This is a genomic window from Paenibacillus sp. RU5M (genome assembly GCF_900221055.1).
Taxonomy (GTDB): domain Bacteria; phylum Bacillota; class Bacilli; order Paenibacillales; family Paenibacillaceae; genus Paenibacillus; species Paenibacillus marchantiae.
Genome location: NZ_OBQM01000001.1, coordinates 225981 through 252919, shown reverse-complemented (window position 1 = coordinate 252919; position 26939 = coordinate 225981). Strand labels below are relative to the sequence as shown.

The window sequence follows — 26939 nt, the reverse complement described above, 5'->3', positions numbered from 1 at the left end:
TCCAAACATGCGGAGAATTGCTTTTTCATTTTTATACAGGAGTCAGCGGTGGTGTTTCCGCTTGTTTTTTTCTCAGTTCTCGTCTTTGTTTATCCAGCTGCTCACCATATATCTTGGTATTCCATCCACTGAAAAATTCAGTCCCGGCGGTGACCCCAGATTGATATAATGCTGTACTGTCCTGTACAGAAAGGTGAAATTCTGTCGGTTTAATCCCAAGGGTAGGAATTTTCACAGTACGGAATCGATTAACCTGTTCGATATATCGCTCATCATGAGCAGTTAGCATTGTTTCAACCAATGCCTGAAGCATACTTAGAGGTCCTCTGATTCTAGCTGGCTCTCCTTCGGTTTTGCCAACCATTTTAAAACCGACTACAGGGATGAGATCTCCTCCACGTTCTGTACGCTCTCCATCAAACAGCCAGAGCGGAAAATTGCTCAGCAATGCTCCATCGACGATGTAAACAAACTGGTCCGCAAAACGTAATCCTTTGGACAGGATCGGGGATCTGCGAATGGCAACCGGGTCGAAGAAATAGGGGATACTGCAGCTCATACGTACAGCCTTGGCTACTTCCAGTTTCGAAGGTTCAATTCCGAATCGTTTGATATCGTCTGGAAGCACCAAAATAGTGCCGTTGGAAATGTCGGATGCAATGATTAGCAACTTACCTGGAGGCAGATCAGCAAACGTCCGAACTCCCTTTTTTTTCAGCATATCCCGAATCCAGCATTCCAGCGCTTCCCCAGAATATAGACCTTTCTTCAAAAACAGCCTTGCTGCGGGTCCGATCCACTTGGTATCAAATATGGGGGAACGTCGCAGTAACGAAGCAAACGGCGTATTCTCGATAATGCCTTTCATCTCTTCCGCCGAATAGCCAGCCGCCAGCAAAGCAGCTACGATGGAACCCGAGGACGTGCCCGCTACGCGATTGAATTCAACACCGTGATCTTCTGCACCCTTTACGGCGCCGGCAAGCGAAATTCCCTTTACGCCGCCACCTTCAAATACTCCATTAATCAACACAATAAAACCCCCGTTCTCCAGGCAGTCCATGCTACTACTGCCACTGTATGAGAACAGGGGTTGGTCATATTACGTTAAAATGTTTTACAGTCCATAATAGGCTTTTAATTTGGCGATCAAGCCGAGCGGATTTTTCGTCAGGTACTGTGAACTGAAGAAAATATCTCCTTTCACCGTATCATATTTCTCATTATATATAAGCTGATCAATGATCTCCTGGGATGTCTGCCACCCGATTTCCGGTGTGCCCAGCTTATAAGGAGAGTGACCAATATACAATTTCACATCGGTATTTGCCACTTCATTGGCCCACCAGTCAACCACCTTGTCATATCGTGCTGCACTTAGTGTCATGCTCCAGTACACTTGGGGTGCAACATAGTCAATCCACTCCTGCTTGATCCAAGTCCGCACATCCGCATTCATGCTGTCATAAGCGGTTACTCCGGCTTTTGTATCAGAACCTGTCATATCAACTGATTTGTTACGCCATACACCAAATGGGCTAATGCCATATTCAACGCCAGCTTTCACCTTGTGGATGCTCTCTCCGAGCTGCTTGACGAATTGATTGATATTTTCCCGGCGCCATTCTGCACGGTCACTCGTATTCAATGTGTTGTATGCTTTGAAAGTCGCATCATCATTAAACGTTACATTGGAAGGATAGAAATAATCGTCCAAATGTACGCCATCAACATCATACTGATTAACCACTTCCATGATGGAATCAATAATGTGCTGTCTCGCTTCCGGAATGCCTGGATTAATATACAGTTTGCCTGATGCATTAACAATCCAGTCCGGATGAAGCTTGGATACATGATTGGCTGCAAGCCCAGTTGTCGTTGCCGAATTGGTAGCCCGGAACGGGTTGAACCAGGCATGGAACTCAAGGCCACGTTTGTGGGCTTCCTCGATCATAAATGCAAGTGGATCATACCCAGGATCTTTCCCCTGTGTACCTGTCAGCACGCTATTCCACGGTACAAGACCTGATGGATAGATCGCATCCCCATTGGCTCGCACTTGAACAAATACGGCATTGATACCCATATCCTTCAACGTATCAAGCTGCTGAATGAACTCCAACTTTTGTTTTTCTACATTTCCTTTGGCACTAGATGAAGGCCAGTCTCCATTTACAGTCGAAATCCAGGCTCCTCGCATCTCATCCGTATTTGGCGTAGTTCCCGTCCCTCCAGGCTCTGCTGGTGTTACTGGAGTAGGATTGGGAGCATTGCCTGTAGCCAGATTAATCGTCTGCTCAGACTGGTTCCAGGTGACCTGAATTCCCAAGTTCTCACTGACAAATCGAATCGGTACCATGACGCGGCCTTGTTTCAGTTCTACTGATGCATCAAGATCAACCACGGCACTATCCACCGTTGCTTGCTGGCGTCCACTTGTCATCGTAATGACTGAATCGGACTTCTTGATTGTTACTGTGCGGGTAGCCTGTGACCAAAGTACAGATGCACCCAGTCCTTCGCTAATAACACGCAGAGGGACCATCGTTACATTTACTTTGGGCAAAATGTAAGGTGATACATCCGACTCCAAACGCTGACCATCCAAATAAATAACAATTTCCTTTTGACTAGCTGCCTGCGCCGTCAGTCCTGATGTTTGTAAACCCAGAACAAAAATGAGCAGCAGGATCAATCCTTTACGAAGCTTCATCAGTGCAATCCTCCAAAATAATTATAAATTCGCGGCAAATTCTGCTAGTTTAATAGACGCTCCTAATGATTGTTAAGTTGCGAATAAACGCCAAATTTTGGTCAAAAAAAAGCAAAAGGACGCTTCCAACCGTTTTAGCGGCAGGTGCATCCTCTGATTTTGAATAGATATTCATTGTAATTTTTCAGGTGATTCTGGCTTTAAAACCTTAAGATTCTGTATTGCTCATGACATCCTGAATACTTTTAAGATCACGCAGTCGATTCTCATCCTGGCGGAAATATTCAACCAAAGATTCGATGCAGGTAATGGAATCCCAGCTCAGATGGTGTTCAATCCCTTCAACATCCTGGTAAATATTTTCTTCCTGAACACCAATCGTCGTCAAAAATTGTTCAAGCAGATGATGGCGTTCCATCAACCGTTTGCCCATCTTTTTGCCTTTTGGCGTAAGCACCAGCCCGCGGTACTTCTCATAGATCAGATACTCGTCTTTGTCCAGCTTTTGGATCATCTTCGTCACCGATGAAGGATGTACTTCCAAACCTTCAGCTATATCAGACACACGAGCATAGCCCTTTTCATCAATTAATTTGTATATACGCTCCAAATAATCTTCCATACTGGGCGTTGGCATCTGCTTCCCTCTCTTCTCTCTGACCGGCAATATTCTTGCCTGGTCACTATCTTATAATGATACATGTTATCAATACGCATTGGCAAGTCCTGCACAATTCATTCACTATTTACAGTCCATAAAACACTCCTCAGGGCTCGATTTCCTTCACCATTACGCAAGTATTGGCAAGGGTGACTTATCCCGAAACGAGGCAAACTAAGCAAGGTTCCGTATTGAAAGGAGTGATTTCGTGAGTACAAGTGTAGCGCATCCACCCGTTCGCAAAGCAAAAGGCACTAAACCCTTTATTCCCGATTTGGTGTATTTTGAACCCGGTGCGCTGGAATATGAGAAAGGTAAACGAATTATGGAATGGGTTACCTCTAGGGATATCCCATATCAGATGACGACATCCCATAATCGAATTACCAATCTCCCTGGTGAAACGGAACAGGAAAAGTACCGAATGGCGAAGCGTACCCTTGTCGTCGGCGTGCGTAAAACACTCAAGTTTGACCAATCGAAGCCTTCGGCGGAATATGCCATTCCCATCTCCACAGGTTGTATGGGCCACTGCCATTATTGTTATCTTCAAACGACACTTGGGGCCAAGCCCTATGTGCGTGTCTATGTAAACACCGAAGAAATCATTCAGGCCGCCAAGGGATACATTGAGGAGCGCGCACCTGAACTTACCCGTTTTGAAGCAGCATGTACATCTGATCCCGTAGGTCTGGAGCATATTACAGGAAATCTCGGTGACCTAATTCGTTTTATGGCGGATGAGGAACACGGGCGACTTCGCTTTGTAACCAAATACCATCATGTTGATCCTTTATTAAACATCAAGCATAATGGACACACTCGAATCCGTTTCAGCGTGAATTCGGATTATGTGATCAAAAATTTTGAGCCAGCCACCTCACGGTTTGAAGAGCGAATTGAAGCCGCAGGCAAAATAGCTCATGCGGGATATCCGCTTGGATTCATTATTGCCCCAATTATGTGGTACGACGGATGGGAAGAAGGATATAGCGAGCTTTTACAAAAACTTGCCGATACACTTCCCGAAGAAGCAACCAAGGATCTAACGTTTGAGATGATCCAGCACCGTTTTACCAAAACGGCAAAAGCCACCATTGAGAAGCGATACCCCAAAACCAAGCTGGAGATGGATATCGAAAAGCGGAAAATGAAATGGGGCCGCTGGGGCCAGTACAAATATTTGTATAAGGATGATCAGCAGGATGCCCTGCGCGAGTTTATTACCGAGCGCATTTTTGAGCATTTCCCACTGGCCAACATTGATTATTTCACCTAAGCGTTGACCAGACACTTTTATTAAAGAGCTATTGATTAAAAAAGCAGGTTACATGAGTCCAGAATCGTTCTGGTTTCCATGTAGCCTGCTTTGTTCTTATTTAAAATAACCTTCGAGTAAAACAAACACCCTCGTTGCTGCGCTAGATAATCATCCAGTCTGGTGTAATTTGCTGTAGCCAGATCGTAATTTTCGTCATCTGATCCGTAAATAACAGCACCCCGAGGAACAACATTAATGCGCCCCCGGCTTTCATCATGATATTGGAATAACGCAAGATCCATCGTGTAGAACCGATGAAGAAGGCCAGAATGAAAAACGGTAACGCAAATCCGGCCGTATAACCCGTAATCAAAGCCAACCAGGTTGTTGGTTCGCTCGCAGCCATCGCGATGATGGCAGTCAAAATTGGTCCAATACAAGGCGACCAACCTGCCGAAAAACCAATGCCAAAAATAAAGGAGCCCAAGTAACCCGCTGGTTTCCATTTCATGTCCATCTTACGCTCTTTCATCAGAAACTGAGGTTTGAACAAACCAAGCAAAAATAAACCCATTAACATAATCAAGATCGCGGATAATTGACGAATGAGATCACGGTTATCATTGAAAAATTGGCCAAACAATCCAGCTCCCAGCCCGAGCGAATAAAACACAGCCGAGAAGCCCAAAATAAACGCCAGCGTATGAGTCAATGTCTTGAAGCGAACTTCACGCTGATTGCGCTCATCCTTCAACCGTTGTACCGTCATCCCCGTAATATAGGAAAGATACGATGGATACAGCGGAAGACAGCATGGCGATATAAACGAAGCTAATCCTGCTACAAAAGCCAGCCACACATTAACATCAGGCATGAAGCGGATATCTCCCTTCCCTGGGGGCTCACTTGCTCACGTTCAGACTCAGGCTCGGAACCCTTTTTTTCCAATCATCGTAAGAATCAGCATCATGATAAGCAAAAGTACAATTGTTGCTCCTGGTGCAAGGTTCCAGATCCCGGCCACAACCAGTCCAATGACCACGGCAATTTCGCCAATGACCACGGATAATATAATCGCCGATTTGAAACTTCGTGCCATCAGCAAGCTTACAGCTACCGGAATGGTAAGCAATGCCGATACCAGCAATGCGCCCACGATTTTGATCGCCGTACTAATGACAAGGGCTGTCATCACCGTAATCAGCATGTTAAGCAATTTCACAGGCAATCCGGTAACCGCTGCGGCATCCTCTTCAAAGCTGAGTAGGAAAAACTCCTTATGTAACAGTGCTACAACGACGACCACGATCAACGTTACCACACCAACCAGCTTCAAATCCGTGGAGTCCAGTGTATAAATACTGCCGAACAGGTAACTCATAACATCTGTATTATAACCTTTGCCCAGCGTGAAGAACAACGAAGCCAGCGCTACTCCACCGGACATGATGATCGCGATCGATAACTCGGCGTAACTCTTGTACGCCTTACGCAGTTTCTCTATTGCAAATGATGCGAGCACGGCGAAAATAAGCCCCACCGCAATCGGATACACTTCAATCAGGAATCCGAGTGCAACCCCGGCAATAGTAACATGAGACAGGGTATCCCCGATCATGGATAAACGGCGCAGCACCAAAAACAATCCGATCAACGGAGCGGTGATGCCGATCAGCAATCCCCCCGCCAGCGCCCGCTGAAAAAAATCACTCATTAAAATTTCCAAAACACACACGACTCCTTCGGCCTTGCTCTAATCTGGTTGCACTCGCTTCTAACGTACCTGGGTGGTGGTATGCTGCAAATTAGTCTCGGCACAATCTTCCACCTCATGGGAATGACGGACATGGAAATGAATTTTTCCGTTCGTCACCGCAGCTTTGGAACCGAGATAACTCTCCATCCGGTCCATATCATGTGAAACCATCAGGAATGTCATCCGGTGATGTTCATGCATATGGGTAATGAGTTCAAAAAAGCTGGCCTGGGATTCGGCATCGATACCTACCGTCGGTTCATCCAGAATCAGCAGATCAGGATGATTAATAAGCGCACGTGCCAAAAACACACGCTGTTGCTGTCCACCGGACAGTTGTCCGATCCGTTTGTTCGCCAAATCCTCAATCCGCATCACTTGCATAGCATCTGTGCACTGCTGCTGACATTTACGGGACATTCGGCGGAACATATTCTTGTTGTTGTACAATCCAGACATCACGACTTCCCGTACCGTTGCAGGGAACAATGGGTTAAATGCATTCTTCTGCGGAACATAACCAATCCGTTCCCAATCCTTGAATCGGCGGATCGACTGTCCGAATAGCTTGATATCTCCCTCAGCTGGAGGCAAGAGTCCAACCAGCATTCGCAGCAATGTCGTTTTGCCCGCCCCGTTTGAACCGATAATACCGACAAAATCCCTTTCCTGGACCATAAAATCGAGATTTTCGATCACTCGCTGGTCGCCGTAGGAAAATGATAATTTATCGATCTCTATAATTGGATCATGACACAATGGCATGATTTGCTGCATGGCAAAGCCGCCCTTCATTATATATAAGGATTGCAAACGAATCCTTCAGTCTATCTTATTTTAATGCGATCAGCAGATTTTGCAAATTTTTCTCCATCAGGGTGAAATAATCATCCCCGTTGGTAGCCTGTTCTTTGGTTAAACCTTCTACCGGATTCAGGACCATTGTCTCTACACCCGCTTCATTGGCGAGGGTTTTCGCCAGTTTATCAGATACCAGCTCTTCGAAGAAAATGTATTTAATCCCTTCATCCTTCACCAACTTGGCCAACTTCACAATATCTTGACCTGTGGGTTCCGCATCTGGAGAAAGTCCCATAATAGCATGCTGGGTCAACCCATAATCACGTGCAAGATACCCAAAGGCTTGGTGTGATACGACAATTTCCTTATTGGGTACGTTGGACAATTCATCCGTAAAGTGCTGATCCAACGTTTCCAGCTTGGTCCGCAGCTCTTCGTAGCGTTGTTCATATCCTTCTTTATGTGCAGGGTCTACTTCAACCAGGCTGTTTTTAATATTCTCAGCCATTACCATTGCCGATTTTGGACTTACCCACGTATGAGGGTCCACATGATGGTTCGTAATGTCCTCTGCGTTAGCTTCATCTGCATGTTCGTCGCTATGTTCATCCACCTGTTCTTCACCATGACCGTGTCCATCATCACCTTCAGCAGTCAATAGAGTAACCCCTTCACTTACTGCAACTGACTTCACCTTGGTATCGCTATTCAATGACTTCAGGAAGTTGGGTACCCATCCTTCCAGACCTGCACCATTGTATAGAAACAACTGTGCTTTGGATGTATTCACAATATCTTGACTCTTCGGCGTCCAGTCATGTGGTTCAACACCTGTTGGCAGCAAATTAATGACATTTGCATCTTCCCCACCAATTGTCGAAGTAAACGCATAGACAGGATAGAAGCTTGTAATCACATTCACTTTGCCTTCCACCAGCTTGGCACTCTCCGAATTATTCTGACCGCATGCCGACAATATGAGCAAACTAAGAACAAGCAGACCGCTTAGCAACAATTTCATATGCCTTCTTCTACCTGTCGCTAGAGTCCGGTTTACCTGGTCTAGATTTCTTCCATTATAAAGTTTCACTAGTATTCACTCCGCATCTCTTAATCGTAAACATTACTGAAAGAATTATAGGTAACCTGCTCGAACTTGTCAAGCCGCTCTGTCCTATTCATTCTTTCCTTGAGCACGGAGTTCATAACAGTATATGCTTGTTTTCTTTCATCAGATCCGATTTCATCCCAAAATAAAAAGTGACCCGATTCTCATCGAGCCACCTTCTATTACAACTATATAAATCAAATCCTTGGTTACACGGTCAAAGTCCTATTTCACTTGTGCGCCATTAGGCATATTATCCGGTACCGTTGCCAGTGTAAGCTGGTCGCCATGGGATGCTGCCAGGATCATGCCCTGGGACAGTTCACCGCGCAATTTCACAGGCTTGAGGTTCGTAACACAGATGACTTTGCGTCCAACCATATCTTCAGGTGAATAAAACTTCGCGATTCCCGATACAACCTGACGTTGCTCATAGCCCAGATCCAGCTGCAACTTCAGCAATTTATCGGCTTTCTTGACCGGTTCACAGGCAATAACTTGAGCGACACGCAATTCCACTTTGGCGAAATCATCAATACCGATCTCTTCTTTGCCTTCTGGTGCTGAGACGGGTTGAGCGGCTTCAGAAGAGCCTCCAGCATCAGCTTGAGCTGCCTCAGGCTGCGCTTCAGCTTTTTTGCCTCCAGTCATCGCTTCAGCAATATAAGCAATCTCCTGTTCAGAGTCCAGACGTGGGAAGATCGGATCACCCTTCTGCAAAGCGTTGCCAGCCGGAATAACGCCCCATTGCTTCGCTGAATCCCAAGTCGTCAGTTCACCTTCCTGAATGCCGAGTTGTTCCCAGATTTTGCGCGGAGCACGTGTTAGGAACGGTTGCAAGAGGATGGAAGCAATCCGCAAGCTTTCAATCAGATGCGACATTACCGATGTCAGTTCATTGCGTTTCGCTTCATCACGAGCCAGAGCCCAAGGCTGAGTCTCGTCAATGTATTTGTTACTGCGGCTAACAAACTGACTGATCGCTGTCAACGCTACGGAAAATTGCAGATTTTCCATTGCCTGCTCCACTTTCTCCACAGCAGCAAGACCCGCTTCTTCAAGAGATGCATCAAATTCGGTCACACCAGAAGTAAACTCAGGGGCTTTGCCTTCGAAATATTTGTCCACCATGGCTACCGTACGGTTCAACAGGTTTCCAAGGTCATTTGCCAGGTCGGAGTTCACACGTTCTACAAAGCTTTCTGGAGTAAATGTACCATCTGAACCAAATGGAACTTCACGGAGCAGGTAATAACGCAGTGCATCCAGACCATAACGGTCAATCAAGGTTACCGGGTCAACGACATTACCCTTTGATTTGGACATTTTGCCGTCTTTCATCAACAGCCAACCGTGAGCGAATACTTTCTTCGGTAAAGGTAGGTCCAACGCCATCAGCATAATCGGCCAGTAAATCGTATGGAATCGAACAATTTCTTTTCCTACCAGATGCACGTCCGCAGGCCAGAATTTGTTGTAAAGCGATTCGTCGGATGATCCATAGCCCAGAGCTGTAATATAGTTAGACAACGCATCAATCCATACGTATACAACGTGTTTCGGATCGCCTTTAACTTTGACGCCCCATTCGAAAGTAGTCCGAGATACGGCCAAGTCTTCCAGACCTGGCTTGATGAAGTTGTTGATCATTTCATTTTTGCGGGACTCCGGCTGAATAAAACCCGGATTCTCTTCGTAATATTTCAGCAAACGATCAGCATACTTACTCATCCGGAAGAAATAGGATTCTTCTTTTACCAGCTCCACCGGATGCCCGCTATCCGGACTTTTAGCCGAGATAATCTCGCCTTTGTCATTCTTCTCCACATCAACCAGCTGGGTTTCCGTGTAATAGGTCTCATCCGGGATACTGTACCAGCCTTCGTACTCACCCTTGTAGATATCCCCTTGTTTCAACAAACGGTCAAAGATATCCTGAACCACTGTTTTGTGGCGCTCTTCCGTCGTACGAATGAAGTCGTCATTGGAAATGTCCAGTTTGTTCCACAGATCCTTGATGCCAACAACGATGTCGTCTATAAAAGCCTGCGGTGACTGCCCTTTCTCTTGTGCCTTGCGCTCAATCTTCTGCCCATGTTCATCGGTTCCTGTCAGATAGTGAGCAGCATAACCACGCAGACGTTTGTATCGAACCATGGCATCACCCGCCACAGTCGTGTACGCGTGCCCGATATGCAGTTTGTCACTCGGATAATAAATCGGTGTTGTCAGATAAAATGTTTTTTGATCAGCCATAGATGACTTCTCCTCCTTCATATAGTCGTGCTTTTTCATTGCATTTGTCTAAAAAAGAACACAAAAAACTCCCGTCCCTGTATGGGACGAGAGTTGCTCTCACGTGTTACCACCCAAATTCCCCGTGCTTTTCACAAACCACAGGCTCTGCCGGTCCTTCGACCGCCCATTAACGCTGGATCACGCCTCAGCCTTACGACAGCCGTTCTAATCAACGTCTGCACGCTCGAAAGAGGTTCCTCCGGGACCATATTCCATCCTCCTCCCAGACCGGTTCTCAGCTCATCCGGCTCTCTGCACTGGGGGTGTGTCTGTACTTATCCCTTCACTGGAAATCATTATACCAAAAATATACTGAAATACTGCCTCCTTTGTCAAGTGGACAGCAATCTTAAATCAACTCAAACCGGCAAAAAACGACCATTAGATCGTTAATCGGATACCATGACAGACTTTTCAGCCTTCGGTGGCACCAGATCCACTCCGCCTGGATGAAACGGATGGCATTTCGCAATACGTTTTGCCGCAAGCAGCGATCCTTTGAACGCACCATGCACCTCAATCGCCTCCATCGCGTAAGCCGAGCATGTAGGATAGAAACGACACGTTGGCGGCTTCAATGGAGAGATATAGCTGCGATACACCCGAATGGGAGCCTGAACCAGTCTGCGAGATAACTTCATCGTCAGTGCTTCCCGTGAGTGTGCTGATGTCCGGATGACACTTTGGCTGGCACATGTTCGGCACAGTCCTTACAGTACCCGAAAACTTCAAATTTATGATCGACGACCTGGAATTGCTCAGGCGCATCTGCAAGCTGCATTGGGCAAAAAACGATTGGATATGTTTTCTGGCATTTCAGACAAATCATATGATGGTGATGGTGATCCTCGCTGCAATGTGCTCTGAACTTCACCCCATCTTCAAAGATGACCTGCTCCAGCACACCCAATTCTTGCATGACACGCAAATTCCGGTACACCGTGTCAAAACTCAGTCCGCTGTAAGTCTTACCCATATATTCATAGACGTCCTTGGGTGTCAAATACCCAGGGGATTCAGCAAATAACCGGGCCAGTGTCTTCCGCTGATCCGTAATGCGGAGCCCCTGCGAGGACATGGTAGTAATAATCTGTTCTGTCGACAGCATGATCTAAAGCACCTCCTGTCATTCGAGCATTCTGCATAAATCCAAAGAGCGAATTCATTTCAGCAATGCTTAGTTCGAAATGGTTTGATTCGTCTAGGTATTGTACCCGTTAGCCTGTGGAATCAAATTATGCAAATGCTGATACTTATGCTTGATTTATATACTACTAATAATGCCTTAAATGAAGTTCATAGTCAACGAAAGCGCTTGGATACCGCTAATTACAAGCGAACCTAAAAAAAAGAGCTGTCCCGGTCAATTGCATGACTTGGGGACAACTCCATCTTCTGACGGTTCAGATGATCAATCCTTCGGGCGACTTTGGGGGTGACAGGATAATACCATATAACTTCACCCAAACCGTCCGTCCTAGGTAACAGGTGAAAAAATTACTTCTCTGTCGGAAGCGGTGTGAAAAGCAAGTTGACAGGAAGATTGCTTCCTGGTGCAGCCGAGAACACAATCGTTACAGCTTCGCCGTACGAACCTGTGCGATAGAGTACACTTTGTTCATTTGGTGCACTTAACGATTTGGTGCCATTCGAAATCTGCACAACCTGACCATTAACGAGTACCACACCCGAGTATCTACCCCCACGAGGGTTGAATGAGATCAGCGTGCGCGGAGCCACATTGTTCAGTGTAATTTTGTACAGCACGCCGAAGTTACCCGCGTTAGAAGCTTCCGTATAGGCCATAGGGTCTTTACCGACCAGATTCGGGTCACTTGCATTATCCCCAAGCGGCAGACGAGCGGGCTTCGAACCTACTTCTTGGTCATACGTAATGACACGTGTTGCATTCGGATACGTACCACGGTTGTGTACACCATCACGATCCAGAACAGGCAGTGTGGACCATACAGCCATCGGATCTTTATTTTCTTCGATCATGATAATGTTGTAATCCAGCCTGTAGTCGCTGAAAACATCAGAATACAGTGAAATTACTTGCCCTTGCTTCATAGGAAGAGCATTGAGTTCAGTAAGAATCAATTTGCTCTCTCCTGGCTGCAACACAACATTCAATTTTCCAGTGCCATCTTGCATGGACTGGAACCAACGCTCAATCGATAACCTTCCGGCTACTGTTGCGAATGGCGAAGGACCAGCGAAGCCCATATTTTGCTGCTCTAATGTTGCTGCGTACATATTATTATTCGTAGCAACAACGTACATTTTCACGTTTTTACCGGTGTTATTTACATGGTGAATCATGAAACGGGTCTGACCGATTGAAGACTCTTTGTACACAATCCCTTCCGAATTAACGGTTTCCGGGCTGTTACTACGAATCAGCACACTTTGCTCATCGTAATAAGTGTACGGAACTTTCTCCATGGCAGGAACTTCACTGCCGTTGAAGCTGAACTTATCACCTACCGGCGTGAACAACTGATTAAAATCAGAGATAGTATAGAGTGTTTCATTTGTGATATTGACATTCTTGGTATAGCTGTTACTTGCACCATGTTTGTCCGTAACAGTAATCGTTACTGTTTTCGGTCCCGGAACAAAGAATGCCAGAGCATTGTTTTCCCATTCAGTTTTCACAATGGCATTTTCATCATCGGTGCTTTGATCAATGTACGTGATCTTTTCACCCATTTTGTACTCTTCCTTGTCTGTCGTAAACATCGCTACAGGAGGAAGATTTAGTTTTTGTACCTGAATCGTTACAGCGTACGGGGCACTCCATTGTCCGCTCGAATCCTGGACAGCATACGTTACCGTATATGTACCTGGTTGGTCAAACGAATCCTGACGGCCAGTCCAACGCTCATCCACGATGTCCAGTCCCTTGGGAGAGCTCGATTTAGTGTTGTATGTTACCGTGTCTCCTGCAAAAATCTCTTTTTGTACCGTGAAGCTGGCTACCGGTTTGGAATTCAGATTCAGTATAACAGTCTTGGCAGACTGATTAACTTTATAAGTAATGTTAAGTGCCTGAGTAATCGACGTCAGTGGCACCATGAACGTATTTTTTTGTTGATAGGCAGGGCCTTTCATCGTTCTCGATTCACCGTTAACGGTGTAAACGCTACTATTCGTTTTGAAGCGAAGTTCATCTTCGCCGCTAATAATAATGGTTTCTTTGGTTGTATTGTCATATTTCACTTCATAACCAACCCGATCAACCAGTGCGCGGATCGCTACATAAGATACTCCATTTTTAACAGCCATCGGCTGTCCGGCAAGATATGTTTTGCCGTCTTGCACCATTTTGTTGCTGTTCATATAAAGTGTCAGATCTCCGCCCTTACTTCCGGCTATAGATTGACCGCTTGTAGATGGTTGCTCAACTTCAACTGGAGCCGTTGGAACTGTTGTTTCCTCGCCTGCATCCTCTTCATCAGCAGGGTCTGTATTAGGGTCAACCGGAGTAACATCTGTACCTGTAGGTTCATCTGTTACCGGGTTTGTTCCTTCGACTGCATTATTATCAGACTGTTTTGAATCTGACCCGGACTTTACATCCGATTCCGCGATCGTTTGTTCTTTCTTCACAACCTCCACGGATTTAACATTGGCTGTATTTGTTGTTGTTGTATCACTTTGATCGGCTGCTAGTGCATTCGCTGGAATCGCTGCAAACGCTTGGAATACAGCTAAAGCGGTAAGTATGGATAATTTCTTCTTCAAATTCATTCTTTGTCTTTGGCTCCTTCTGCTCCCATTTTATAAATATCCCCCTCAAAAAGTCATACTATTAGACGCTTACTACCGGGAAAAGTTGCTAAAAATATTTGATAAGAATTGTAAACATTTAATAGAGCGAAAATACTATGAAAATAGTTATCTATTACACGTTCGACTTGGAGTGCAATCTGTATTAAAATCTGCCGCAAATCACAATAAAAAATCCCTCCAAGACATGGTTGAATAAGCACCATGCCACAGAGAGATTTAGAGATTTAGAATTTGCTAACGCAAACTGACAGGCAAGCGTCCTGTTGGCTGCAATTCACCTGTTAAGACGAGAGACAAAGCACGAACCACTGCAGGAGTGTTCTCGTACGTACATATATAACTTCCCGGCGTCGGAATCTCCAATAGATCATATGGATTACGCAGAGCAACTACAATCAGGGAGTACTTTTCACTAAGTTTTTGAACCAAATGATGTTGCCCTTTCGGAAGATGGCCTGCGGAAGTGTAAGTACATACGATGATTTGATCTTCCTCCGTCACATTCTTCAGTATCTCGTCCGCTTCATCATAAGACGGCTGTGTCGTTATTTTGTGCTCCCGAACTCCGGCTCTAAGCTGCGATAACGCCACGCCAAGTGAATCTGTGTGAGACCATGGTTCATCCACTTCTGTCCGTTGCACAACTTCAGGCCAGACGACATAGACATTCTTCTCAGGGTCTAAGGGAAGCAACCCATCATTCTGAACCACAGTAATGCTATTGGAGGCAATCTCATCCAACGTGGATTCGATGGAGGCCAACGATCTTGATGATTCATCTTTCTCTTTTGTTGAGAACATGATCCCATCCTCATCAGATCCATCCGATACAGCATCATCCTTTTCCATGGAGACAAACGTATGCTCCCACTGACCACAACGCGCTGCCTTCCATGAAATAATACGTTCCAATGCCTGGTTAATGGTGGCTTCATCCACTCGTCCAGTACGAACGGCTTCCACAACAGCTTCCACAGCAGAGATTTGATCTTGCAGTGTGTGACTGACCAGAATTAGATCAGCACCTGCCTCCACAGCACGAATGGCTGCTTCGGCCACACCATATGGCTTGGATATCGCATGCATTTCCAGACAGTCTGTAATAATAATGCCGTCAAAGCCCATTTCCTCGCGTAACAGCCCCGTCAACACTTTACGGGACAATGTAGCTGGAATCGGCTCCGGTTCAATCGCCGGGAAGATGACGTGAGCAGTCATGATGGCATCCACTCCGGCCTCAATAGCGCGATGAAACGGCAGAAGTTCCACCTGATCCAGCCTGTTACGTTCATGAGGTACAGTGACCATACCGAGATGTGAATCCACCGCTGTATCTCCATGTCCGGGAAAATGTTTGGCTGTTGCAGCAACGCCTCGGGATTGATATCCTTTGATGGCTGCTGCACCGTGAGAAGCTACGCTCTCCGCATTCTCGCCATAGGAGCGCACACCGATGACCGGGTTAAGAACGTTATTATTCACATCCAATACTGGGGCGAGGTTCATATCGATACCGATGCTTTTTAACTCTTGACCTAGAATCTGTGCGCATTCAAGGGTATAGTCCGGATTACCCGTTGCTCCAAGCGCCATGTTTCCAGGTACCTGGGTCACTCCCTCTTTATCAATCCGGGCCACCATCCCGCCCTCCTGATCCACGGAGATCATCAGAGGTAAATCCCCGGCTTCAGCGGCAATTGCTTGCAAGTCGGCAGACAGTCGATTGATTTGGTCTACACTTTCAACATTCCGTCTGAAATAAATGACGCCTCCGACATGATAATCACGGATCAGTCGATTGACCTGTTCATCCGCATGCTGTCCATGGAATCCACACATAAACATCTGTCCTACCCGCTGTTCCAACGAAAGCTGATCGATCGAATTCATACGCATGCTTTCCTCCCCATTATGAACCTGCTCTTTGGTTTGACCTGAATTCTGATGGTTTCATGTGAAAATGTTTATGGAACACTTTGGAGAAATATCGCCGCTCCTTATACCCCGTTGCTTCTCCAATGGCTGTAATACTCCATTCCGTTGTACTTAATAATAAGGCTGCGCTCTCCATCCGCTTATGGGTCATATATTCAACAAAGGTTACGCCCATCTGGTTTTTGAAAAGCTGACAAAAGTAACCCGGACTGATGCCCAGCCAATCAGCTACCTCATCAATACCCAGATCACATTCCAGTCTGGCGTTCATATACTCGCACGCAGAACTGATCAGCTCAGAAACAGAAGGGCGAGGTACGCTTTTCTTATCATGACAAACATAAGCAAGTGCCTCAGCCAATTCGATTAATTCCTTGATGGAGGTTGCTGAATGCAATGCACTCCAGAAATGCATTTCGTCTTGTTCAGCCATGACATGTACTTCGCGCAATTCACGAAGCATATGTACAAGCAGAAAACGCAGGCTGTTTTCGGCTACGCCATCCAGCGCACTCTTATGCTCGCTCATCCGATGTTTCAGCATAACGAGCAGGTCAATCAATCCCTGTTTATTTCCCTGTCTGATCCAGCGAGTGATCAAGTCCAAATCCTCTTTTGTAATCCACATCGTTGCTCTTCTGGAAGGTTCTTTAGATGACTCTATTAAGTAATCAGCAGAATCTTTTCCCAACTCATCGCTGCGCTGATTAGAATCATTCATGATCAGCAAACGCTGACAGTGCCGGTATCGCTCAGCCATCTGATCATCCAGTTTCACAGGCATAACATCCTGAATGACCCTTGTCTTCATACCTGAACCGGGCTCAAATATCGCATCTAATTCCATCTGAACCTGTTGAGCCAATGCATCTACCCGCATTCTCCATTCATCTGATGCCTCCACCAACATACACCATTCTCCCTTACGGGCAGAAATCAGCAGAGTTCCTTCACAGATCCGGTCTGTAATTTCCCTAAGCCTAGAACGGATCATTCCATGCCAGCTTTGGTGCCGGGTCCCAGACCATCCGATCGAATGCTTAAAATACCCCGAAACATCGATAAGTAGCAGGATATACCGTAACGAGGATGCATGTTGTTCAGGGGAAGAAGGAGGAAAAGAAAATAACGAATCTTCCTCTTTTCGCATCAGGTCAATGATATGTTTGTGCTTTACCCATACTTCCATCTCAGATTTGCGGTGACGTTCAGCCTCCACTTCCAACCGTTTCTTCTGAATCTGACTAGCAAGCTCACGCAATTTATGTTCCAGATCCAGGTAATCGATTGGCTTGCATATGTATTCATGGACATTGTAACGGATGGCCGTACGGGCATACTCGAACTGCTGATATCCTGTCAGCAAAATAATCTCACAAGTTTCACCTTGTTCCCTCAATATTCGAATCAGTTCCAGACCATCCATGGAGGGCATACGAATATCACATAACATGATGTCAGGGTGGCATTCTGCAACTTTGTCCAGTGCTTCTGACCCGCTTCTAGCCGTACCCACAATTTCAATGCCCATGTCTTCCCATGGCAAAATAAAACTCAAATTCTCCAAAATCGGCAGCTCATCGTCAACCAGCAACGCGGTTAGATTCATTCATCTTCCCCCTGCTCATATTGTGGAATAATACATTGAATGATGGTACCATGTCCCGGAGATGAACATATAAACACCCCGTATCCGGCCCCATATTGAATCCTTATCCGATCTGCAACACTTCTTAAACCCAGCCCTCGACGCTCTGCCATTGAAGACAGTGGCTTCGTTCCCTCAGCCATGATGTATTCAGGTGGGTCTTCTGCCATGTATTCGAATCGGGCCAACATTTCCTGGGGAATACCGATCCCATTATCCTCAACTCGCAGCACCAGGTTATTTCGTTCCACAAATGCACTGATCCGAAGTACACCCTGATATTCAATTCCCTCGAACCCGTGCTGAATACTATTTTCCACAAGAGGTTGGAGGGTAAGTTTGAGCACAGATGAGGTGTATAGATGAGATGGAATATCGATTTCATACCGGAACAAATCACTGAACCTGTAATGCTGGATCTCAAGATAACTCTGCAAGTGCCTTAACTCCTCACTGAGCGAAATCTCCTCCTGATCCTGAATACTGATGCGCAGCATATTGCCAAGACGTGTCACCATTTCACTTACTTTACGCCCTTCTCCCCTCATGGCTAGTCCGTTAATGGATTCCAGCGTATTAAATAGAAAATGAGGTTTGATCTGGGCTTGAAGCACACGCAGTTCTGCCTTGGCCTTCTGTTCCTGCTCAGCACGCACACGTCGGAACAGACCTCCGATCCGATCCAGCAATTCATTGAACCCTTGGGCGAGTAATTGCATCTCGTCAAAGCCACTTCCTTCGACTCGGGCATTAAAATCCCCGTCATCTACACGCCTCATGAATCGCACGAGTACCGCAATATTGCCGGTAATCCGGTTCATGAAGAACACATTGAAAACCATCGCAGCAAGCAGACACAGCAGAATGATAATAATCGACCAGCCTGCGAACACATTCGTCTCTGCCGATAATGCTTCCCATGAAGCGACACTGACCAGGCTCCAGTTATAGTTTTTCAGATGATATTGTGAAATGATGCTTTCACTGCCATCGAACACTGCTCTGGTGCTGCTGAACCCCGGTCCGTAAATTCCAGATCGCACACCCAAATTTTCCATCTTCTCTCCGCTGTAACGTCCGGAAGGATCGTATACGATCAGACCCTCTTCGTTGATCAGTAGGAACGAAGTTTCCTGTGCAGGATCACTTACTTGCAAATGGCGGAAGATGCGGTCCATCTCCCCTTTTTTAATCTGAACGACAAGGACCCCAATATTCTGAAAATAACTGAGTTCCTTGACTAACCGAATCTGAGTAAAGACAGGCTCTACGCCCGTCAGTTCAGGATATTCCAGAGGGGCCAGCCATTTGGGCACGCCGTTGAGTTCCTGGATTTCTTTGAATATTGGATGAACTTTAAATTGTTGAAAAGGAAGAGCTTGAAAATTTTCTTTCGTAAATATAGAAACTATCTGGTTATCCTGAGACGAACGCGGACGCAAATCATACAAGAAGGCATAACTAATGAACGGGTAGTTGTATAAAAGGGAACGGAAATTACGCTGGCTGGCATTCAGCGACAATTGATTACCGATTCCAAGATCCTGTTTGCTCGGATCTTTGGCGTTCAAAGCCATCTGGAATACCGAAGTGGCAATGCCATTGTCCGTGACATTGTTGATCTGCTGAAAAACATTCTCGATATTATAGCTAATCGCCTGGAGTGCATATTCAGACTGCTGATTGTATTTTTTCTCAATCGTATGTGATGTGACCAAGAACATGCCGATTCCAAGCGTGCACATCGGTACAATGATGAGCAACAGAAATGCCATGGCCAGCTTCATCCGCAAGTTCATTTCCCGTTCTCCCTATATAACGCATCGTTAATTAACCTTTAACACTACCTGCTGTTACGCCTTCAATGATTTTCTCCTGCAATATGGCGTAGATTACAACAACCGGTACAACACTGTATACAATGCCTGCTGACATCTGGGCATAGTTCATTTGATACTGATCACGAAACTGGACCATGCCGACAGGCAGTGTACGCAGTTTATCGGTGGATAAGAAATAGTTGGCGAGTAAAAATTCGTTCCAGTTGCCGAGGAAATTCACGATAAACACCGTAACAATGGCTGGAACTGTAAGGGGTATCACTATTCTAGCAAAGATACCCGGAGCCCTCAACCCATCCATAACCGCGGCTTCCTCAATTTCTCCAGGGAGCGACCGCATAAAAGCAGCCAAAATAATAATCGTGAACGGAATTGCATTCGCAACATAAGGAATGATCAGCGCCAAATGAGTATCCAAAATGCCGAGCTTGCGGACAAGCAAATAAATCGGCAGCATGAGCGCATTGTTTGGAATCAGCATGCCCGCCAGAATGAGACTGTACAGTAACATGCTCCATTTGCGGTGTCTCATCCGCGTTATAGCAAAAGCAAACATGGCACCAAGCACAATCGTTCCGACTGAGGACAAGACCGAAATGTACATACTGTTCCAGAAATACGTACCAATCTTGGCATTTACCCAAGCCTCTACGTAGTTATTAAACACCCAAGTGGAGGGCAGACCGAACGGATTCAGTGCAATTTCGTTGTTATCCTGCTTGAATGAAGAAAAGATTACGAATAAAAAGGGAAACAGAATCGCAAGTAGATACAACATCAACAAAACATGAGGTATACTGCCTTTTATGTTCTTTACCATCAATATTCCACCCTTTCGTTGCGTCTCGCCACCAGCAACTGATATACCGCGGTGAGCACAAGCGTCAGAGCAAAGATCAGAACCGCAATCGTATTGCCATAACCGTATTTAAAATTGGTAATCGCGTATTTGATCATATACGTGGCAAGCACTTCGGTAGAGCCTGCGGGTCCACCTTTGGTCATAACCAGAACAATATCTGCTGCCTTCATCGCCCCGGCAATGGACAACATAATGACGACGGAAATGATAGGTCTGATAAGTGGCAATGTAATTTTGAATGCTCTTTGTACGGCTGTTGCTCCATCGATGGCTGCCGCTTCATCCAGATCCTTGGGAATAGCCAGAATGGCCGCCAAAACCATGACAATATAGAATCCCGTCCACTGCCAAGCATTGGTTACGAGAATGGATATCATTGCGAACCGATTATCGGAAAGCCAATAGACCGGGGAAATACCTACGGTTTCAAGTAACTGATTCAACAGGCCGATGTTAGGCTCATAGATGAATCCCCACAGAATACCGATGACTGCCGTTGACATAATGGACGGCAAAAAGACGGCTGTTTTGTACAATCCCTTCAATTTCTTTACATTCGCAATGAGCAGGGAAAACAGCACAATGAGAGGCACCTGGATCAAAACAGAAAATGCGATAAAGAAACCGTTATTGCGAGTTGAAATCCAAAAACGTTCATCTGTCAATGCTTTTGCATAGTTGGACAGTCCCACAAAACGCGGCTCTGCGGATACACCGTTCCAACTGGTCAGACTGTAATAGAGTGAACTGCCGATAGGATACAGGAAAAACATGATAAACAAGATCAGTGCCGGCAACACAAACAACGTATAGATCAGCGGGCTGCGGAGTGAAGTATTCATGATCTACCTCCTTCAGTGACTTCAACTTCTTATGCTCATATATAGAGCAGATTCCTCAGCAGTGTAATTCTTTAGATAGGACCAAGGGTTTTACCCCGGCAGTGTTCCAACCGGGGTAAACCAGCATGGTGTTAGCAGGTACGTTTCTTTGCTTGATAGATCGCTTATTCTACTGAAGCATTAGCCTCTTCCTGAACCTTTTGCAATTCTTCGGCCATTTTCTCTGGCGTAGTCTGTCCACCAACCAGCTTCTGAATTTGCAGGTTGCCGATCTCTGTCGTAACATCAGCTTGAACGAGTGCATCAAACGCCGGGAAAGAAGTCTGCGATGCATTCAGAACAGCTACGATTTCTTTCATTAAATCGTCGGTGATGCTGTCAGTCAGCACTTTTTCATCCAGTTTCATCGCTGGTAACACACCGTCTTCTACGAGCCCACGTACTTGCATATCTTCGTTGTAGAAGTTTTTGATAAAGGCTTTAACAGCCGCCAACTTCTGCGGGTCATCCGCAGCCGCTGCAGAGAAACCGTATCCATTATTGACGTCACGCATCAGGGCTGTCTGATCTCCTACACCGTTCTCTACCGGAGGCATATTGAAGAAACCAACTTTGCCAATGAGCGACTCCCCGCTCTGTCCTTCCTTGAATACAGACGATTTCCACGTTCCGTCATACATCAGAATCGCTTCACCGCTCGTAAATTGAGTTGTATATTCAGCATATTCATAACCAAGCTCGCCTTTTTTGAAGTAACCTTTATCCACCCATTCCTTATGCTTCGCGAATCCTGCGACAACGCCTGGATCAGTCCACTTGGCTTCGCCTGTAGCAAACTTCGCCGTAATATCAGGTCCAGCGTAACGGGACCACAGATGGTTCGTTAACATGAGTGGAACCCAGCCTGCTTTGGAAGCAGAAGCAAGTGGCACCTTGCCATCAGCCTTGATCTCAGCGAGCATATTATCCAGCTCAGCCATTGTTGAAGGCGCTTTCCAACCTTTTTGCGTAAAATACTCTTTATTGTAGAAGAATCCTTCACCCGATCCCCCAATAGGCAGTCCGTACACTTTGCCTTCATAGGTGAATGGTTCAAGCGATGAAAATTGGTCCTGAATGCCCAGCTCTTGCAAGATCGGCGTGAGATCCAACAACATGCCTTCTTTAGCATATACTTTGGAGTCTGGACTACCGAACAATTCGAAGATATCCGGCGGATTGCCTGCTGCCATCTCACCACGAAGTTTCTCCTTGCGGTTTACATCGGATTCAACTCCGTCCAGTGTAAAGGTCAGGTTGGGTACTTCGCTCTCCACTTTGGCCACAACGTCCTGCAGAATGGCCAGCCTTTTTTGTTTGTCGGCACCCACCTGAGTGTGACGGAGAAGCATCTCAACCGGTTCCTTGCTTGGCTCCGCAGGCGTATTGCCTGCTCCCTGTTGTGGTTCGTTAGTTGAGCTCGAACAACCTGCCAATGTCCATGATGTGATAAGCAATAATGAAAGCAGTAATGTCATTCCTTTTTTCATTCGTATGACCCCCCTCAAAATATTGAGCATTTGGCTTTACACTCTGATTATAAAAAGTTGTAGCTTACATCGTAAGGATGACAATTCATCAATGGAGGGATAAAATCCTTCACTGGACAAATAATCTTGCATTTACAATTGATAACAGCAAAAAAACAGCCCCTGCGAAACATGTTCGCAAAGACTGCTTGGTTGGAAGATCTGTATATAAATGTTTACTTAATGGAGCAAGTCATGCCCGCTGTTTCCGTACGACCTTGTTCAATCAAACGATACGCCCGCTCTACTTCCTCATCACTTGGAGAAGGAACTCCATCGAGCGGATAGACTTTCCCCAGTGCCTGCCATTTGTAAATACCCATCTGATGATAAGGCAGAATTTCGAACTTCTCGACTCCATTTAGCGTTCCAATAAACCGCCCCAGATTGAGCAAGTCTTCTTCCTCATTGTGAATCCCTGGCACATACACGTGGCGAATCCACATTTTTCGTCCATTGTCCGATAACCATTGTGCGGTGCGCAATGTTCTCTCGTTGGATTTGCCTGTCAGCTTGATATGTTTCTCATCATTGATGTGCTTCAGATCCAACAAAACCAGGTCCGTGTTATCTAACAAATCATGAATTCGATCCGGTTCATTGAAACCGTTGCTGTCCAGCGTAGTATGCAATCCCCAGCGGCGTTTTGCTTCTTTGAAAACTTCGGCTACAAAATGAGCCTGTAATGTTGGCTCTCCGCCGGATACCGTAAGTCCTCCGCCGGAACTGCGATAGTAGGACAGGTATGGCTCGATTTCAGCCAATACCTCCTCCACGCTCATTTCCCTGCCACCATCCAGTGCCCATGTATCCGGATTGTGACAATACTGGCATTTGAGCAGACATCCCTGCATAAAAAGCACGAAGCGGATGCCTGGGCCGTCAACCGTCCCGAAAGTTTCGAGTGAATGAATATGTCCATTAACCATGCTGCCTCTTCCTTTCTTTATCGCATCCGCTGTGCGTTTAATATAGAGGTTCTATTCCTTTGAACCGTTGAGTTAAGCCCAAGTTACATCGAACCGTGGAAGGTCCGGTTAATGACATCGAGTTGTTGCTCACGTGTCAGTTTGATGAAGTTAACCGCGTAACCGGATACCCGTACTGTCAGCTGCGGATAGTTTTCCGGGTGATCCATCGCGTCAATCAACTGCTGGCGATCAAATACGTTCACGTTCAGATGGTGTGCCCCTTGACCAAAATAACCGTCCATCATGGCAACCAGATTGGATTTACGTGTGTCTGACTCTTTTCCGAGTGCTTTAGGCACGATGGAGAATGTGTTAGAGATCCCGTCAAGGCTGTGTTCGTACGGCAATTTGGCTACTGAGCCAAGGGATGCCAGTGCACCTTTTTTGTCCCGACCATGCATTGGATTCGCTCCTGGTGCAAACGGTTCGCCTGCTTTACGGCCATCCGGTGTTGTACCTGTTTTCTTGCCGTACACTACGTTCGATGTGATCGTCAGTACAGACTGTGTTGGGATCGCATTACGATACGCTTTGTGTTTACGAATCATGCCCATGAAGCTTTCCACCAGTTCAACTGCGATGCTATCGACACTGTCTTCATTATTACCGTAACAAGGGAAGTCGCCTTCAATTTCAAAATCAATTGCGATGCCTTGTTCGTTGCGGATCGGTTTGACTTTCGCATACTTGATTGCGCTCAGAGAGTCTGCTGCAACCGAGAGTCCAGCAATACCACAAGCCATCGTACGTACGATGTCGCGGTCATGCAGGGCCATTTCAATACGCTCATAGCTGTATTTGTCATGCATGTAGTGAATGACGTTGAGTGAGTTCATATACAGTTTGGCAAGCCATTCCATCATCGGTTTGAAACGTTTCATAACTTCATTGTACTCCAGCACTTCGCTTGTGATCGCCGGATATTCAGGTCCAACTTGTGCACCCGATTTCTCGTCACGACCGCCGTTGATTGCATACAGCAATGCTTTTGCCAGGTTGGCACGAGCACCGAAGAACTGCATTTGTTTCCCGATCTTCATCGCAGATACACAGCAAGCAATACCATAATCGTCTCCATAGATCGGACGCATCAGATCATCATTTTCATACTGGATGGAGCTCGTTTCGATGGATACTTTCGTACAGTATTGTTTGAACGCTTCCGGAAGCTTGGTGGACCAAAGTACAGTAAGGTTCGGCTCAGGTGCAGGACCAAGGTTGTTCAGGGTGTGCAGGAAACGGAAGCTGCTTTTCGTAACACGGGTTTCTCCATTTACGGACATGCCACCGATGGATTCAGTTACCCATGTTGGGTCACCACTGAACAATTCATTATAATCCGGCGTACGCAGAAACTTGACGATCCGCAGTTTCATAACAAAATGGTCAACCAGTTCTTGAGCCTGTTCTTCAGTTAGCAAGCCTTCTTGCAAGTCACGTTCAATGTAAATATCAAGAAAAGAAGAAACACGTCCGAGGGACATCGCAGCACCATTTTGCTCTTTAATCGCAGCCAGGTAACCGAAGTAGAGCCATTGGAACGCTTCTTTTGCGGTTGTGGCTGGCAAAGAAATATCGAAACCATGCATTTCACCCAGTTGTTTCAACTCTTGCAATGCACGAATCTGTTCGGACAGTTCTTCACGGAGGCGAATGACATCTTCATCAATCACATCGACTTCAAGTGCATTCAGTTCGCCTTTTTTATTTCGAATCAGGAAGTCCACGCCATACAGAGCTACCCGGCGATAGTCACCGATGATCCGGCCACGGCCGTAAGCATCAGGCAGACCGGTAATAATCCCTGCTTTACGTGCTGCACGCATTTCAGATGTGTAAGCATCAAATACGCCCTGGTTATGTGTTTTACGGATGTTCGTAAATATATCAATGACGCCTTGAGGCATTTCAAAACCATAAGCTTCACAAGCATCAATCATCATGCGAATTCCACCGAATGGCTGAATGGAACGTTTGAATGGAGCATCCGTTTGAACACCAACAATCTGTTCTTTGGATTTATCCAGATAACCTGGTTGGTGAGAAACAATCGTTGCTGGCGTGTTTACGTCAACATCAAGTACCCCGCCGTTATCGCGCTCTTTTTTGGTAAGATCAGATACGATATCCCATAACTCTTTCGTATTCTGAGTTGCGCCTGCAAGAAATGCTTCGTCGCCATAGTAAGGTGATAAGTTGCGTGCCAGAAAATCATTCACATCTACGGATTTCGTCCATGTTCCTTTGGTAAAGTTTCTCCAGCCTGTTTGTTGTTTGACATCTTTTTCGATCACCGACATAGTAATCCCTCCACAAATTTGGATTTCCGGACACATGACAGGATGCTTCACTCGTCTCATCTGTGCCCAGAGCCGCGATTAATGTGACAAATTTCACATGTAAGCCGGAACATGTTCTCTCTACTTGGGAACCGGAACCGCGGATGAATGTTTTTCTTACATTTTCAGTATACGTCTTCGTTCTTTCATCATCTGTGATTTTTATCACAAAGTTTGTGACCATCCTCACTCCACCTGTGCTGTGCCATGGTGAACCCCTGCAAATTCACACTTAGCCACTGCGCGGGCAGAACAACTTCCGATCAATGTTCAAACCCGATTTCCCCGATTGAACAATATAATTTGAACGAAAGGATATGTACACTGGCCACTCCGAGGATAGAACAACCTTCCGATCGCTGTTACCCCCAGATTTTTTTGATTCCCTTTTAAAAAGGTGAAATCCGAGGATAAAGGCGAGCGCTATCGCTTCTTCAGGTTTTTTCTCTCCTCTCCGTTATCGTGTACATTTATGATTCAAACTATATAGCATAGAAGGTTGAAATCGTGCTTGAAAGAGAACGCTTCGCTTCT

The 26939-nt window shown here is 45.9% G+C and carries 20 protein-coding genes; 1 reads left to right on the top strand and 19 read right to left on the bottom strand.

Translation table 11 applies throughout. The features are described 5' to 3' along the window. Window positions 1-31 precede the first annotated feature (31 nt). The 3 genes from CRO25_RS01240 to mntR form a co-directional block, all read right to left on the bottom strand. Complete coding sequence (locus CRO25_RS01240; RefSeq protein WP_079694120.1) at window positions 32-1033, bottom strand: patatin-like phospholipase family protein; 1002 nt, start codon at window positions 1031-1033, stop codon at window positions 32-34. Window positions 1034-1117: 84 nt separating this feature from the next. Continuing rightward, complete coding sequence (locus CRO25_RS01235) at window positions 1118-2716, bottom strand: family 10 glycosylhydrolase (RefSeq protein WP_079694121.1); 1599 nt, start codon at window positions 2714-2716, stop codon at window positions 1118-1120. A gap of 208 nt (window positions 2717-2924) precedes the next feature. Then, window positions 2925-3353 carry a transcriptional regulator MntR gene (gene mntR, locus CRO25_RS01230; RefSeq protein WP_063565683.1) on the bottom strand — a complete coding sequence of 143 codons (429 nt, stop codon included), beginning with the start codon at window positions 3351-3353 and terminating at the stop codon, window positions 2925-2927. Window positions 3354-3585: 232 nt separating this feature from the next. Here mntR and splB point away from each other — a divergent pair, with 232 nt between their 5' ends. Then, window positions 3586-4656, top strand: a complete 1071-nt coding sequence (splB, locus tag CRO25_RS01225; RefSeq protein WP_079694122.1) for a spore photoproduct lyase — start codon at window positions 3586-3588, stop codon at window positions 4654-4656. A 142-nt stretch (window positions 4657-4798) separates the two neighbouring features. On the opposite strand, the gene CRO25_RS01220 is transcribed toward splB, so the two are convergent. The 16 genes from CRO25_RS01220 to pflB all read right to left on the bottom strand — a co-directional run bounded on the left by CRO25_RS01220 (window position 4799) and on the right by pflB (window position 26366). Next, window positions 4799-5512: a cytochrome c biogenesis CcdA family protein gene (locus CRO25_RS01220; RefSeq protein WP_024631017.1), complete on the bottom strand. Its 714-nt coding sequence runs from the start codon at window positions 5510-5512 to the stop codon at window positions 4799-4801. Window positions 5513-5560: 48 nt separating this feature from the next. Continuing rightward, entirely contained in the window at window positions 5561-6364 is an 804-nt protein-coding gene (locus CRO25_RS01215; RefSeq protein WP_063565681.1) for a metal ABC transporter permease, read from the bottom strand. Window positions 6365-6412: 48 nt separating this feature from the next. After that, window positions 6413-7171 (bottom strand): metal ABC transporter ATP-binding protein, encoded by a 759-nt coding sequence (locus CRO25_RS01210; protein ID WP_063565680.1) that lies wholly within the window; start codon window positions 7169-7171, stop codon window positions 6413-6415. Window positions 7172-7226: 55 nt separating this feature from the next. After that, window positions 7227-8216 carry a metal ABC transporter solute-binding protein, Zn/Mn family gene (locus tag CRO25_RS01205; RefSeq protein ID WP_079694123.1) on the bottom strand — a complete coding sequence of 330 codons (990 nt, stop codon included), beginning with the start codon at window positions 8214-8216 and terminating at the stop codon, window positions 7227-7229. A 312-nt stretch (window positions 8217-8528) separates the two neighbouring features. After that, window positions 8529-10598, bottom strand: coding sequence for a methionine--tRNA ligase (gene metG, locus CRO25_RS01200; RefSeq protein WP_256863571.1), 2070 nt, complete (start codon window positions 10596-10598; stop codon window positions 8529-8531). 392 nt (window positions 10599-10990) lie between these two features. Then, a complete protein-coding gene (gene yidD / locus CRO25_RS01195) occupies window positions 10991-11242 on the bottom strand; it encodes a membrane protein insertion efficiency factor YidD (protein ID WP_024631022.1) in 252 nt (83 codons plus the stop codon). 2 nt (window positions 11243-11244) lie between these two features. Further along, a complete protein-coding gene (locus tag CRO25_RS01190) occupies window positions 11245-11709 on the bottom strand; it encodes a Fur family transcriptional regulator (RefSeq protein WP_063565677.1) in 465 nt (154 codons plus the stop codon). A 389-nt stretch (window positions 11710-12098) separates the two neighbouring features. Next, entirely contained in the window at window positions 12099-14357 is a 2259-nt protein-coding gene (locus CRO25_RS01185; RefSeq protein ID WP_079694124.1) for a stalk domain-containing protein, read from the bottom strand. A 276-nt stretch (window positions 14358-14633) separates the two neighbouring features. Then, on the bottom strand, window positions 14634-16295 hold the full coding sequence (nagZ, locus tag CRO25_RS01180; RefSeq protein ID WP_079694125.1) for a beta-N-acetylhexosaminidase: 1662 nt from the start codon (window positions 16293-16295) through the stop codon (window positions 14634-14636). Window positions 16296-16308: 13 nt separating this feature from the next. Further along, the gene (locus CRO25_RS01175) at window positions 16309-17943 is read right to left on the bottom strand and encodes a response regulator (protein ID WP_079694126.1); all 1635 of its coding nucleotides are present in this window, start codon (window positions 17941-17943) and stop codon (window positions 16309-16311) included. Beyond that, window positions 17940-19781 (bottom strand): sensor histidine kinase, encoded by a 1842-nt coding sequence (locus tag CRO25_RS01170; protein WP_079694127.1) that lies wholly within the window; start codon window positions 19779-19781, stop codon window positions 17940-17942. Before CRO25_RS01170 ends, CRO25_RS01175 begins: the two co-directional genes overlap by 4 nt. Before the next feature lie 31 nt (window positions 19782-19812). Further along, entirely contained in the window at window positions 19813-20643 is an 831-nt protein-coding gene (locus CRO25_RS01165) for a carbohydrate ABC transporter permease (protein ID WP_063565672.1), read from the bottom strand. Beyond that, window positions 20643-21527 (bottom strand): carbohydrate ABC transporter permease, encoded by an 885-nt coding sequence (locus tag CRO25_RS01160; protein WP_063565671.1) that lies wholly within the window; start codon window positions 21525-21527, stop codon window positions 20643-20645. Before CRO25_RS01160 ends, CRO25_RS01165 begins: the two co-directional genes overlap by 1 nt. 164 nt (window positions 21528-21691) lie before the next feature. Further along, on the bottom strand, window positions 21692-23056 hold the full coding sequence (locus CRO25_RS01155) for an extracellular solute-binding protein (protein ID WP_063565670.1): 1365 nt from the start codon (window positions 23054-23056) through the stop codon (window positions 21692-21694). Window positions 23057-23271: 215 nt separating this feature from the next. Then, complete coding sequence (pflA, locus tag CRO25_RS01150; protein ID WP_079694128.1) at window positions 23272-24024, bottom strand: pyruvate formate-lyase-activating protein; 753 nt, start codon at window positions 24022-24024, stop codon at window positions 23272-23274. An 83-nt stretch (window positions 24025-24107) separates the two neighbouring features. Continuing rightward, entirely contained in the window at window positions 24108-26366 is a 2259-nt protein-coding gene (gene pflB / locus CRO25_RS01145; RefSeq protein WP_079694129.1) for a formate C-acetyltransferase, read from the bottom strand. Between the last annotated feature and the right edge of the window lie 573 nt (window positions 26367-26939).

Coding starts and splice junctions, on each gene's coding strand:
- CRO25_RS01235 (WP_079694121.1), bottom strand. CDS start 2,716: ATGAAGCTTCGTAAAGGATTGATCCTGCTGCTCATTTTTGTTCTGGGT.
- mntR (WP_063565683.1), bottom strand. CDS start 3,353: ATGCCAACGCCCAGTATGGAAGATTATTTGGAGCGTATATACAAATTA.
- CRO25_RS01220 (WP_024631017.1), bottom strand. CDS start 5,512: ATGCCTGATGTTAATGTGTGGCTGGCTTTTGTAGCAGGATTAGCTTCG.
- CRO25_RS01210 (WP_063565680.1), bottom strand. CDS start 7,171: ATGCAGCAAATCATGCCATTGTGTCATGATCCAATTATAGAGATCGAT.
- CRO25_RS01205 (WP_079694123.1), bottom strand. CDS start 8,216: ATGAAATTGTTGCTAAGCGGTCTGCTTGTTCTTAGTTTGCTCATATTG.
- metG (WP_256863571.1), bottom strand. CDS start 10,598: ATGAAAAAGCACGACTATATGAAGGAGGAGAAGTCATCTATGGCTGAT.
- yidD (WP_024631022.1), bottom strand. CDS start 11,242: ATGAAGTTATCTCGCAGACTGGTTCAGGCTCCCATTCGGGTGTATCGC.
- CRO25_RS01190 (WP_063565677.1), bottom strand. CDS start 11,709: ATGCTGTCGACAGAACAGATTATTACTACCATGTCCTCGCAGGGGCTC.
- CRO25_RS01185 (WP_079694124.1), bottom strand. CDS start 14,357: ATGAATTTGAAGAAGAAATTATCCATACTTACCGCTTTAGCTGTATTC.
- nagZ (WP_079694125.1), bottom strand. CDS start 16,295: ATGCGTATGAATTCGATCGATCAGCTTTCGTTGGAACAGCGGGTAGGA.
- CRO25_RS01175 (WP_079694126.1), bottom strand. CDS start 17,943: ATGAATCTAACCGCGTTGCTGGTTGACGATGAGCTGCCGATTTTGGAG.
- CRO25_RS01170 (WP_079694127.1), bottom strand. CDS start 19,781: ATGAACTTGCGGATGAAGCTGGCCATGGCATTTCTGTTGCTCATCATT.
- CRO25_RS01165 (WP_063565672.1), bottom strand. CDS start 20,643: ATGGTAAAGAACATAAAAGGCAGTATACCTCATGTTTTGTTGATGTTG.
- CRO25_RS01160 (WP_063565671.1), bottom strand. CDS start 21,527: ATGAATACTTCACTCCGCAGCCCGCTGATCTATACGTTGTTTGTGTTG.
- CRO25_RS01155 (WP_063565670.1), bottom strand. CDS start 23,056: ATGAAAAAAGGAATGACATTACTGCTTTCATTATTGCTTATCACATCA.
- pflA (WP_079694128.1), bottom strand. CDS start 24,024: ATGGTTAATGGACATATTCATTCACTCGAAACTTTCGGGACGGTTGAC.
- pflB (WP_079694129.1), bottom strand. CDS start 26,366: ATGTCGGTGATCGAAAAAGATGTCAAACAACAAACAGGCTGGAGAAAC.